The 11,134-nt window shown below is 69.1% G+C and carries 9 protein-coding genes and 1 pseudogene; 3 read left to right on the top strand and 7 right to left on the bottom strand.

What is annotated here, in order from left to right; translation table 11 throughout:
* Positions 1 to 164: 164 nt before the first annotated feature.
* From CEK69_RS02460 to ubiE, 7 genes and pseudogenes are all read right to left on the bottom strand, one after another.
* Positions 165 to 803, bottom strand: coding sequence for an HAD family hydrolase (locus CEK69_RS02460; RefSeq protein ID WP_152243609.1), 639 nt, complete (start codon positions 801 to 803; stop codon positions 165 to 167).
* Positions 804 to 808: 5 nt separating this feature from the next.
* Complete coding sequence (locus CEK69_RS02455) at positions 809 to 1,528, bottom strand: hypothetical protein (protein ID WP_017910020.1); 720 nt, start codon at positions 1,526 to 1,528, stop codon at positions 809 to 811.
* Positions 1,525 to 2,544 (bottom strand): alpha/beta fold hydrolase, encoded by a 1,020-nt coding sequence (locus tag CEK69_RS02450; RefSeq protein WP_152243607.1) that lies wholly within the window; start codon positions 2,542 to 2,544, stop codon positions 1,525 to 1,527. Before CEK69_RS02450 ends, CEK69_RS02455 begins: the two co-directional genes overlap by 4 nt.
* 33 nt (positions 2,545 to 2,577) lie before the next feature.
* Entirely contained in the window at positions 2,578 to 2,928 is a 351-nt protein-coding gene (locus CEK69_RS02445; protein WP_152243605.1) for a cupin domain-containing protein, read from the bottom strand.
* Between the two features lie 418 nt (positions 2,929 to 3,346).
* Positions 3,347 to 5,287 carry a M1 family metallopeptidase gene (locus CEK69_RS02440; protein WP_152243603.1) on the bottom strand — a complete coding sequence of 647 codons (1,941 nt, stop codon included), beginning with the start codon at positions 5,285 to 5,287 and terminating at the stop codon, positions 3,347 to 3,349.
* Positions 5,288 to 5,457: 170 nt separating this feature from the next.
* Positions 5,458 to 5,613: pseudogene (locus CEK69_RS02435) on the bottom strand (class I SAM-dependent methyltransferase); the annotation flags it as partial.
* Between the two features lie 708 nt (positions 5,614 to 6,321).
* On the bottom strand, positions 6,322 to 7,083 hold the full coding sequence (ubiE, locus tag CEK69_RS02430; protein ID WP_152243601.1) for a bifunctional demethylmenaquinone methyltransferase/2-methoxy-6-polyprenyl-1,4-benzoquinol methylase UbiE: 762 nt from the start codon (positions 7,081 to 7,083) through the stop codon (positions 6,322 to 6,324).
* Positions 7,084 to 7,196: 113 nt separating this feature from the next.
* Between ubiE and CEK69_RS02425 the strand changes: the two genes are divergently transcribed.
* The 3 genes from CEK69_RS02425 (at position 7,197) to CEK69_RS02415 (ending at position 10,507) form a co-directional block, all read left to right on the top strand.
* On the top strand, positions 7,197 to 7,652 hold the full coding sequence (locus CEK69_RS02425) for a nucleoside deaminase (RefSeq protein ID WP_010341927.1): 456 nt from the start codon (positions 7,197 to 7,199) through the stop codon (positions 7,650 to 7,652).
* A gap of 236 nt (positions 7,653 to 7,888) precedes the next feature.
* Positions 7,889 to 9,076 (top strand): heparan-alpha-glucosaminide N-acetyltransferase domain-containing protein, encoded by a 1,188-nt coding sequence (locus tag CEK69_RS02420; RefSeq protein ID WP_152243599.1) that lies wholly within the window; start codon positions 7,889 to 7,891, stop codon positions 9,074 to 9,076.
* 66 nt (positions 9,077 to 9,142) lie between these two features.
* The gene (locus tag CEK69_RS02415; RefSeq protein WP_152243597.1) at positions 9,143 to 10,507 is read left to right on the top strand and encodes a DUF2252 family protein; all 1,365 of its coding nucleotides are present in this window, start codon (positions 9,143 to 9,145) and stop codon (positions 10,505 to 10,507) included.
* The last annotated feature ends 627 nt before the right edge of the window (positions 10,508 to 11,134 follow it).

The following is an 11,134-nucleotide window of genomic DNA, read 5'->3' as shown; positions in this document are numbered from 1 at the left end:
CACATGTGCCGGTGGCACACCCTGCGCCATCGCTGCGCTTGCCACACTGGCGCACACGGATGCGCACGGCGGGGCGCGCGACGGGGAGTGCGCATCCGGCACGCCTGCACCGATCTCGCTAAGGAGGGTGCGGCGCGCGGCGGCGGTCAGCCGCCGCGCAGCAGTCAGTGCGACTGCGGCCCGACGCGGTCCTGCCACCACGCCAGCAGCGCGGCGCAATCGGCGAAATGCAGGTCGGCCAGCGCCGGCCAGGGATTGTCCGGATGCAGCAGCACGGTGGTGGCGCCGGCATGGCGCCCGCACTGCAGGTCGTAGGCGTGGTCGCCGACCATCGCCAGCGCCTGCGGCGCCACGCCCCAGTGCTCGGCCAACTGCAGCAGGCCGCCGGGATGCGGCTTGGGCGGCGCCTCGTCGCGGCCGAGGATGGTGACGTCCTCGAACAGGTCGTCGACCTCGATCTCTTCCAGGGTCAGCTGCGCCAGCTCGCGCGCGTTACGGGTGAGCACCGCCAGCCGGCAATCGGCCGCGTGCAGGGTGCGCAGCAGCGCCGGCGCGCCGTTGGCCGCGGTGGCCTCCTGGGCAAGCACGCGCTCGTGCTCCAGCAGCCAGGCGTGCTTGCTGGCGCGCTGCGCATCCGGCAGCGCCGCCAGGTGCTGCAGGATGTCGGCCTGCGGCGGGATCTGCAGTTCGCGGCGGATCAGCGCGAAATCGTGCACGGCGCGGGTCAGGGTGCCGTCCATGTCGAACACCCAGTGGCGCACCTGGCACAGCACCTCGGCCGGCGGTGGCATGGCGGCATGCATCGCGCTCAATCCCAGCCCGGCATCTGCGCGCCGTCCAGGCCGCCGGTCTCGAACACCGCGGTGCGTGTGCCGCCGGCCTTCACCGGGAAGGTGATCTGCAGCACCGTGGTCTTGCGCGCCAGCTTCCACAGCGCCTTGTCGTCGCTGATGAACATGGCGATGGCCTCGTCGGTCTTGGGCCGCCAGGCCGCGGCCGCGTGCGGCGGCGCGTCGTCGGCCTTCAGTTCCACCTTGCAGCCGCCGGCGCAGCGGAAATCGCCGGACTGCAGCACGAGGTAGGCGCTGCGCTTCCATTCCGGATGGTCGCGGAACACCAGTTGCACCGGCTTGGGTCCGCTGCCGTCCACATCGACCTTGTCGCGGCTGTACAGCATCGCCGAGCGCTGCACGCCCTTGCCGGCCGGCACCTGCGAGTACTGCCAGGCCGCCTGCATGCGCCGCAGCTCGCGCGCCGCTTCGCCCTTGGCCTTGACCTCGGCGTAGCCGGGCTGGATGCGTTCGGCCGCGTCCGAGCCGGGGTACTGCTGCAGCAGCGCCGCGCCGTGGATCCGGGCCAGGTCCCAGTTGCCCGACTTCACCGCGGCGTCGTACTGCTTGGCCAGATCGTCGGCCGCCTGCGCCTTGGCCTGCGCTTCGGCCGCGGCCTGCGCCTTGCGCTCGGCCTCGTGATCGCCGCAAGCGGCCAGGGCGACGGCGCACAGCGCGCCGAGCAGGATGCGTTTCATCGTGGGGTTCCTCGTTGGATCAGGGCGTCGATGGCCTGCGCGACCTCGGCGGGTTTCTCGACGATGGACATGTGGCCGCTGCCGTCCAGCAGTACCTGGATCGCCTGCGGCAGGCGTTGCGCGTACAGCGCCAGCGCGCTGGCGTCGATCACCGCGTCCTGCACGCAGTTCAGCAGCAGCGTCGGCTGGCGGATGTGCGCGGCTTCCTCGAACGGCAGGAACGCCTCCTCGCCGCGGCCGATGCGCGCCAGCACCTGCTGCTCGAAATCGGCCTCGCGGCGACGCCAGGCCACCACCGCCGGCACCGCCCAGCGCGGGATGCGCGGCTTGGCGCGCTCGAGCAGGAACACGGTGTCGATGTAGCGCTGCAGCGATGCGGCATCGTGCACCGCGAACGGATTGTGCCCGTCCAGCACCGCCTGCCCGAAGACGTTGTCGGCGAAGCGCACGCCGGCGGCGTTGAACAGGCCGACCCGGTCGAACACCGCCGGATGGCGCGCCGCGGCCAGCGCCGCGATGCCGCCTCCCATCGAATGCCCGAGCAGCACGCATTCGCTGCCCGCACGGCGCGCGCACTGCATGGCGAACGCGGCCACGCGCTCGGCCTGCGCCACAAAGCCGTAGTCCTGCCCGGCGATGCGCTGGCTCTCGGCCCAGCCGGGCAGATCCGGGATGACCAGGTGATAGCGCGTGCCCAGCGCGCGCGCCAGCGGCAGCCAGTTCTCCTTGCTGCCGGTGAAGCCATGCACCAGCAGCAGGGTCGGCGCGGCGGGATCGGCCGCGGCGCGCACCAGATAGGTCCAGGTGTGCCCGGCGACCTGCGACTGGCGCCGCCGCAGCCCGCTGCCGCGACGCTGGCGCAGGCTCTCCAGGCGCACCAGCAGGAAGGGATCGCGCGCCACCAGCAGCGCCCCGATCGGCATCGCCACGAGCGCCACGCACAGTAGCGACACCAGCAACGCCAGGGCGCCAGCCAGCAGCAGCAGCATCATCAAGACCAGGGTCGCCATCACCATGGGGACACCGCAGCGCGCAGGCCGGTCATGCGCTCACGCCACCACGTCGGCTTCGCCGAGATGGAGGGCCAGCCACACGGTCGGCTGCCCGGGATCGGTGAAGGTCACCCAATGCGGCGTATCGGCCGGGATGAACAGATGGTCGCCCGGCGCCAGCGCGACCTCGCGCTCGCACAGCGCCACCCGCGCGCGACCACGCAGCACCAGCACCCATTCGTCGTGCGCCTGCAGGTACGGCGACTCCTGCGGCGTGGTCTGCCCGTGCGAGACGATGCGCTCGACGCGGCAACCGGAGCGCCGGAGCAGTTCGGTGAAGATTTCGCCACCGCGGGCATCGGGCAGCGCGGCCAGCAGGGAACCGGACAGTGGATGCGCGTCGCTCATCTCAGCAGCGCCTCGACACGCGGAGGTGATTCAGCTCGCATCGGCATCGGCACTGTCCTGCCGTGGCGATGGCGCTTGCAGCGGAGAGCAGGGAGGCGGTGGCGAACGGGGTCATGCGCGCATGGAGCGGGGACCATCGGGACTGCCGAGGATATCGCGAATGCGTGGCAACGGGTCGCTGCGCGCGAGCAGCGGCATGTGTGGAATTCGTTAACGCCGCACTGGGCAGACGCGCGTCGTGCAGGACGCGCAGGCGACGCCGCGCACGAGCATCTGGCGCAACGTGCGCGCACCGAACTGCTACAACGATCGCCGCTTCCGCATGGCGCGCCCGCCGCACCATGCAGGCCTTGCAAACGCACACGGCGCCGGGATCGCTCCCGGCGCCGTGTGCGCGGTCTTCAGCAGCAGGCGCGCGTCAGTGCGCGGTGCTGCCGGCCTTGGCCTTGTCCAGCATCTCCTGCACCGACACCGTGGTGATCGGGTGGTAGCCGGGCTTGGCCTTGGCGAACACCTCTTCGGCGAAGGCGAGCCCGTCCGGGGTCTTCACCAGTTCGGCGTAGATCGGCAGGATCAGCTTGCGGCGGCCGACGCGGGCGATGAACTCGCCGGCGGCCGGGCGCGCGTCCACGTAGCCGCTGCGGATCGCCAGCGGATACCAGCGCATGGCGATCTCGCCGTTGGCGGTGCCGGTGAAGTGGTAGGCGTCGTCAAGTTGCTTGAGCTGCGCCGGGGTCAGCTTCTCGCCCAGGCCGCTGAGGAAGCGCGTCCACTCCTGGGTGCTCCAGGCATCGGTCACCTGCTTGCCCGGCAACGTGCCGCTGCCGGTCCAGGCGATGCGCGCGGTGTCGACCATGGCGAAGTTGCGCGAACGCGCCTTCTGCGCGAACGCCGGAATGCCCGGCTCGTCCAGCCACGCATGCAGTTCCTGCGCGGTCACCGCGTTCGGCTTCTTGGGCAGCAGGTGGGTCTTCAGGTACTCGACGAACTGATCGGTGTTGGCGCTCTGGAACGCGTGGTCGTCGAACCAGCCGCGCAGGAACGGATCGAAGGTGTCACGGCCGAAGCGCTGTTCCAGGAACTGCAGGAACCATGCGCCCTTGACGTAGGCGACCTGGCTCAGCGCCTCGTCCGGATCGCGCTCGGTCAGCGCCGGCAGCGCCAGCGCCTGGTCGGCCGGGCTCATGCCCTTCAGTTCGGCGAGCAGGTCGGTCTGGTCGATCTCGCGCTCCATCTCCGCCGCTTCGGGGCCGTACAGCGCCTCGGTGATGCGCGCCTGCACGTAGGTAGTGAAACCTTCGTTGAGCCAGATGTCCTTCCAGCTGGCGTTGGTCACCAGGTTGCCGGACCAGCTATGCGCCAGCTCGTGCGCGATCAGCGACACCAGCGACTTGTCGCCGACGATCACCGTCGGTGTGGCGAAGGTCAGGCGCGGATTCTCCATGCCGCCGAACGGGAACGACGGCGGCAGCACCAGCATGTCGTAGCGGCCCCAGCGGTACGGACCGTACAGCGTCTCCGCGGCCACGATCATCTTCTCGGTGTCCTCGAACTCCTTGGCCGCCTTGTCGACCATCGCCGGCTCGGCCCAGACGCCCGAGCGCGCCGAGATCGGCTTGAACACCAGGTCGCCGGCGGCGATCGCCAGCAGGTAGGACGGGATCGGCTGCGGCATCTTGAAGCGGTAGTCGCCGTTGCGCACCGCCTTGGGATCGTTGTCGGCGCTCATCAGCACCATCACGTCTGGACGCGAGACCACGTGCGCGCTGTAGGTGAAGCGCACGCTCGGCGTGTCCTGCAGCGGCACCCACGAACGCGCATGGATCGCCTGCGACTGACTGAACATGAAGGGCAGCTTCTTGCCCTCGGTCATCGACGGCTCCAGCCACTGCAGGCCCGAGGCGGTCGGCGCGGTGTGGTAGGTGATGCTGATCGTCTGCGGCTGGGTCGGCGCCTCGATGGTCAGCTTGCTGCCGTAGATCTTGTCGGCCGGCGCCAGCGCGTACTGCAGCGGCGCCTGCTGGCCCTTGCCGTCGTCGGCCTGCACCTTCTCGATGGTCAGGTCGCGCGTATCCAGCACCAGTTGCTTGGCGCTCTTGTCCTTCCAGTCCAGCGTGTAGGTGGCGGTGCCGCCGATCTGCTTGCTGTCGAAATCCAGCTTCAGATCCAGCGCCAGATCCTTGATCACGACCTTGGACGGCTCGGCGTAGGAGGTCTCGTCGTGGCTGCGGTCGGCCGGCTTGGCCGCGGCGGGTGCCGGCTTGGCGGCAGTGGCGGCCGCATCGGGCGCGGACGCTTCACGGGAACACCCGGACGCGATCACAGCGGCCAGGGACAACAACAGGAACGGGGAACGCATGGCAGTAACCGGTTCGAGGAAAACTCGCAGTCTACCGGAAGGCCGGGATTGGGGATTCGGGAGTGGGGATTTTCAACGGCAGTGCGGCGCCGCGCGCTGACGAATCCCGAATCTTCAATCGAAGCGGGGATTGGGGATTGGGGATTCGCAGCAGCGAACAGCCGGCGCGCCTACGCTTCCCGAATCTTCACTCCCCAATCCCGGCTCCACTCAGATCTTGTAGCCGAGTGAATCGCCACGATGCCGCCGGCAAGGTTCTTGTAGTGGTTGCGGGCGAAGCCGGCTGCTTCCATCATCGCCTTCAGTGCGTCCTGCGGCAGATGCTTGCACCGGCACCGCCGGACCGCGCGTCGGGACTGAAGTCCCTCCCACAAGAACAGCCCAGCGCCGCGATCGGCCTGCAACCGATCGTCCGCTCTTACGATTCCCGAATCCCGACTCCCGAATCCCGGCTTTCTGTGGCAGATGCTTGCACCGGCACCGCCGGACCGCGCGTCGGGACTGAAGTCCCTCCCACAAGAACAGCCCAGCGCCGCGATCGGTCAGCCACCGATCGCCCGCTTTTGCGATTCCCGAATCCCGATTCCCAATTCCCGGCTTTCTGTGGCAGATGCTTGCGCCGGCACCGTCGGACCGCGCGTCGGGACTGAAGTCCCTCCCACAAGAACAGCCCAGCGCCGCGATCGGGCTGCAACCGATCGTCCGCTCTTGCGATTCCCCAATTCCGACTCCCGAATCCCGGCTTTCTGTGGCAGATGCTTGCGCCGGCACCGTCGAACCGCGCGTCGGGACTGAAGTCCCTCCCACAAAGACGGCACAGGGCCCGCGATCGGTCAGCACCGATCCCCTGCTCTTACCATTCCCGATCCCGATTCCCGAATCCCGGCGTTCTGTGGCAGATGCTGCGCCGGCATCGTCGGACCGCGCGTCGGGACTGAAACCCCTCCCACAAGGACGACACAGCGCCGCGATCAGTCAGCCACCGATCGCCCGCTTTTGCGATTCCCCAATCCCGATTCCCAATTCCCGGCCTCTCAGATCTTATAGCCCGAGTGGATCGCCACGATGCCGCCGGTCAGGTTCTTGTAGTGGCTGCGGGCGAAGCCGGCCTCTTCCATCATCGCCTTCAGCGCGTCCTGCGGCGGATGCTTGCGGATGCTTTCGGCCAGGTACTGGTAGCTGTCGGCGTCCTTGGCGAACAGTTGGCCCAGGCGCGGCAGCACCTTGAACGAATGGAAGTCGTACAGCGGCTTGAACCAGTCGGCGGTGACTTCGGAGAACTCCAGCACCCGCGCCTGGCCGCCGACCTTGAGCACGCGGTACATCTCGCGCAGCGCGGCGTCCTTGTCGGTGACGTTGCGCAGGCCGAAGGCGATGGTCACCAGGTCGAAGCTCTGGTCGGGGAACGGCAGCGCCTCGGCGTTGCACTGCACGTAGTCCAGGCCCGCGACCAGGCCGCGGTTGGTGAGGCGGTCGCGGCCCACCGAGAGCATGCCGGCGTTGATGTCGCCCAGCACGATCTCGCCGTCGGCACCGACCCGGTCCTTCAGCAGCGCGGCGATGTCGCCGGTGCCGCCGGCCAGGTCGAGCACGCGGTCGCCCGGCTTGACCTGCGCGGTGGCGACGAAATAGCGCTTCCAGACCCGATGGATGCCCATGCTCATCAGATCGTTCATCAGGTCGTAGTTGCCGGCGACCGAGGTGAAGACCTCGCCGACCAGCTTCTGCTTGTCCTTGGCGGCGACGTCGCGGAAGCCGAAATGGGTGGTGCCGGATTTGTAGGGGGATTCGCTCATGCCGGGATTATCGCACTGCCGGCCGCTGCGTGCCGGTGAAGCGCCACACGGGATGACAGCCGCCGGCCGCCTGCGCCAGACTGCCGGCCGACTCCCTTTCCCCCGGCCATCCCATGCTGACCACGCCCGACTACCGCGCCCTGCTCGACACCGCCATCGCCGAAGCCCGCCAGGGCCTGGCCGAGGGCGGCATCCCGATCGGCGCGGCCCTGTACCACCGCGACGGCCGCCTGCTCGGCTGCGGCCACAACCGCCGCGTGCAGGAAGGCGACCCATCCGTGCACGGCGAGACCGACGCCTTCCGCAAGGCCGGCCGCCAGCGCCGCTACAAGGACACCATCATGGTCACCACCCTGGCGCCGTGCTGGTACTGCAGCGGCCTGGTGCGGCAGTTCAACATCGGCACCGTGGTGGTCGGCGAATCGGTGACCTTCCAGGGCGGCATCGACTGGCTGCGCGAGAGCGGCGTGGAGGTCATCGACCTGCACAGCCAGGAGTGCATCGACCTGCTCGGCGGCTTCATCGCCGCGCACCCGGACGTGTGGAACGAGGACATCGGCGAGGACTGAAAGGCCCGCCGCGCTCGGCGCACCAGGCCAGACGCCCGCCGACACGCCCACGGGCCGACACCAGGCCCTGCCGACCGGCGCCGACCTGGCGCGCCGGCTTGCTCCGCCCGAGCTTCGCCGCCGCCGCGCCAGCACCCCGGCGCGGCCAAGCCTGAGTACTCCAGCGCCAGCAGCGGCGGGAAGGGCTCCACCGCCCGAATGTTATATTATTTCAAAATTAACACCGATCGCACCGCATGCCGTCTGTTGCCCTCGCTTCGCCCGCCTCCCTCGCCGTCCCCGCGACGCCCGCCGCGCGACTGGCCTCGATCGACCTGCTGCGCGGCACGGTGATGCTGCTGATGCTGCTCGACCACGTGCGCGAGACCTTCTACCTGCACCACCCGGTCGGCGACCCGATGGAGGTGGAGGGCACGGCGCCGGCACTGTTCGTCGCGCGCACCCTCGCCCACCTGTGCGCGCCGGTGTTCGTGTTCCTCACCGGCCTGTCGGCCTGGCTGTACGCGTCCCGGCAGGCCGACGGGCGCGCGGTGGCCGCCCGCTTCCTGCTCAAGCGCGGCCTGTTCCTGATCGTGCTGGAGCTGACCCTGGTCAACCTGGCCTGGAGCGGCGCCTTCCCGCCGCAGGCGCTGTACCTGCAGGTGATCTGGGCGATCGGCCTGAGCATGCTCGCGCTGGCCGCACTGCTGTGGCTGCCGCGGCCGGCGCTGGCCCTGCTCGGCGCGGCCCTGGTCGCCGGCCACCACCTGCTGGACGCCGTGCAGGTGCAGGGCGACGGCCCGCTCGCGGCCGCCTGGGCGGTGCTGCACGACCGGCGCTGGCTGGAGTTGGGCGAGCTGCGTCTGCGCACCTCCTACCCGGTGCTACCGTGGATCGGAGTGATCGCGCTCGGCTACGCCGCCGGCCCCTGGTACGGCGCCGCCGCCGAGCCGGCGCAGCGCCAGCAGCGCCTACTGGCCTGGGGGCTGGGCGCGCTGGCCGGCTTCCACCTGCTGCGTTGGCACAACGGCTACGGCGATGCGCCCTGGCAGGCGCAGGACGACCTCGCGCATACCGCAATGAGCTTCTTCAACGTCACCAAGTACCCGCCGTCGCTGCAGTTCCTGCTGCTGACCTTGGGCGTGGGCCTGCTGTTGCTGCGCCTGTACGAGCACCCCGCCGTGGCCCGGACCCTGGCGCCGCTGGCGACGATCGGCGCGGCGCCGATGTTCTTCTACCTGCTGCACCTGTACGTGCTGAAGCTCGCCTACCTGGCCGCGCTGGCGCTGTGGGGCGCCAACCAGGGCGACCTGTTCGGCGTGGACAGCGTGGCCGCGCTGTGGGCGATCGCCGCCTTGCTGGGCCTGGCCCTGTACTGGCCCACCGCCGCGTTCGCGCGGCTGAAGGCGCGGCGCCGCGACCTGGGCTGGCTGCGCTACTTCTAGGTTCATCCGCGTGCAATGCAGGCGTGGTCGACTGCCGGTTCCTTCGTCCGCGCCTGGAGACCTGCGATGTCCACCCGCCTGCCGCAGTTGCTGCTGATCGGCCTGACCCTCGCCGCCTGCGCCGGATGCGCGACCGCGGCGAGCAAGCGCGACGCCTGGGTGGTGCAGCAGATCCACGACTACAACCATCCCTACGCCGCGCAGCGCGCCGAGCTGGATACCAAGATGGCGACCATGGCCACCGGCGCCTACGCCTTCTACCGCGGCACCGACCACATTTTCTACCAGGACATGAAGACCCTGCCGGGTTCGCTGTGGACCTCGCCGCAGACCGGCTACACCTGGCTCGGCGGCGACACCCACATCGGCAATTTCGATGCCGCGCGCGACAGCAGCGGCAAGGCGGTGTTCAAGGTCGCCGACTTCGACGAAGGCCACCTCGGCCAGTACGTGTGGGACCTGCGCCGGCTGGCCGCGAGCATGGTCCTGGCCGGGCGCGACAACGGCCTGTCCGACAGCGACATCGGCGACGCCATCGACACCATGGTCGGCGCCTACCTGGACAAGATCGCCGATTTCCGCGGCAGCGACGCCGAAGAAAGCTTCCAGCTGAGCAAGCGCAACACCAGCGGCGCGGTGGCCAAGATCATCGACAGCGCCGACGGCAAGAGCCGCAGCAGCCTGCTGTCCAAGTACACGGTGGTCAACGGCGGCAAGCGCCAGTTCCAGAACCTGGACAACCTGGTCGCGGTGGACGCCGGCACCGCCTCGGCGGTGGCCGCGGCGATGAACGGCTACATCGGCTCGATCGCCGCGTCCAAGCGTTATGCGGCCAGCTACTACGGCATCAAGGACGTGCGCCAGAAGCTGGGCTCGGGCACCGGCAGCCTCGGCCGCCTGCGCCTGTACGTGCTGATCGAAGGCCCGAGCGCGTCGACCAGCGACGACGTGATCCTGGAGTGGAAGCAGGAAGCGGCCAGCGTGGTCGCCGTGGCCGCGCCGTCGCAGATGCCGGCCTCCACCTACGACAACAACGAGGGCGCGCGGGTGGCGCGTACCGCCAAGGCGCAGACCATCGACGCCGACGTGCTGGTCGGCTACGCCAGCGTCGACGGCACCCCGTTCTACGTGCACGAGAAATCCCCGTTCCAGCAGGACCTGGACCCGACCGCACTGGACAGCGCCGGCAAGCTCGCCACCGCCGCCACCTACCTGGGTCAGGCCCTGGCCTCGGCGCATGCGCTGGCCGACCAGGACTACGACCCGAACGTGGTGCCCTACAGCATCGACAAGCAGATCGACCAAGCGGCCAGCAGCAAGAGCGGCCTGAAATCGGAACTGCGCCAGTTCGCGTTCGACTACGCCGCGCAGGTGCAACTGGACTGGCAATCGTTCGTGGCCGCGTACAAGGCGGGCACGCCGCTGTATTGAACGCGGCGAGGGTGGCCGGGATCGCCCACGCCGTCTTGGCGCTGCGGGAAACATACCCCGGCCTGCGGCACGCTCTCCTGTCGGAGCGATTCTCGTCCCCTTTTGTGGGATCCCAGTCGCGACGAGGCCTTACCGGCAAGTCCCGTCACGACGGAAGTCGCTCCTTGTATCTGGACATGGAGCCCTGATGGCGTTATGTCTACGGTTCTTCTTTTCGTCCGACACGCAAATCTCAAGCGAAAGCAAAGGCTTTCGCCCTTACGGGCGAGTTACTTTTCTTTGCTCGCGCAAAGAAAAGGTAACCAAAAGAAGCGCTTTACCACAGCCGAAGGCTGGTCAAGCGCGCCCTGCCTCGCGCCCTCCGCGCTAACGCGCTCCGGGGCCGCGTCCATCACGGGGATCCGCGGAAGGGGCATCCTGCCCCTGCCGCGGACGGCGCACATCCCTGTGCGCCGCCCTTCGGGTTTTTCCCCGCGATGGCCGCCGCTTCGGAAGGGAACCCAGTAAGTCAAAAGCAAGGGCAAGAGCCAAAGCCAAGCGACCGCGACTCCCACACGGACTCGTGGTGATCGCTGTCCGGGCGCGATGTGGGAGGGACCTTCGTCCCCTTTTGTGGGATCAGGCACG

The sequence above is a fragment of the Xanthomonas sp. LMG 12462 genome, assembly GCF_009192885.1.
GTDB lineage: Bacteria > Pseudomonadota > Gammaproteobacteria > Xanthomonadales > Xanthomonadaceae > Xanthomonas_A > Xanthomonas_A sontii.
This window is presented reverse-complemented; position numbering and strand designations above follow the sequence as displayed.

Excerpts from the sequence above, each read along its gene's own strand:
- CEK69_RS02455 (WP_017910020.1), bottom strand. The coding sequence starts at position 1,528 with ATGAAACGCATCCTGCTCGGCGCGCTGTGCGCCGTCGCCCTGGCCGCT.
- CEK69_RS02460 (WP_152243609.1), bottom strand. The coding sequence starts at position 803 with ATGCATGCCGCCATGCCACCGCCGGCCGAGGTGCTGTGCCAGGTGCGC.
- CEK69_RS02440 (WP_152243603.1), bottom strand. The coding sequence starts at position 5,287 with ATGCGTTCCCCGTTCCTGTTGTTGTCCCTGGCCGCTGTGATCGCGTCC.
- CEK69_RS02450 (WP_152243607.1), bottom strand. The coding sequence starts at position 2,544 with ATGGTGATGGCGACCCTGGTCTTGATGATGCTGCTGCTGCTGGCTGGC.
- CEK69_RS02420 (WP_152243599.1), top strand. The coding sequence starts at position 7,889 with ATGCCGTCTGTTGCCCTCGCTTCGCCCGCCTCCCTCGCCGTCCCCGCG.
- CEK69_RS02425 (WP_010341927.1), top strand. The coding sequence starts at position 7,197 with ATGCTGACCACGCCCGACTACCGCGCCCTGCTCGACACCGCCATCGCC.
- CEK69_RS02415 (WP_152243597.1), top strand. The coding sequence starts at position 9,143 with ATGTCCACCCGCCTGCCGCAGTTGCTGCTGATCGGCCTGACCCTCGCC.
- ubiE (WP_152243601.1), bottom strand. The coding sequence starts at position 7,083 with ATGAGCGAATCCCCCTACAAATCCGGCACCACCCATTTCGGCTTCCGC.
- CEK69_RS02445 (WP_152243605.1), bottom strand. The coding sequence starts at position 2,928 with ATGAGCGACGCGCATCCACTGTCCGGTTCCCTGCTGGCCGCGCTGCCC.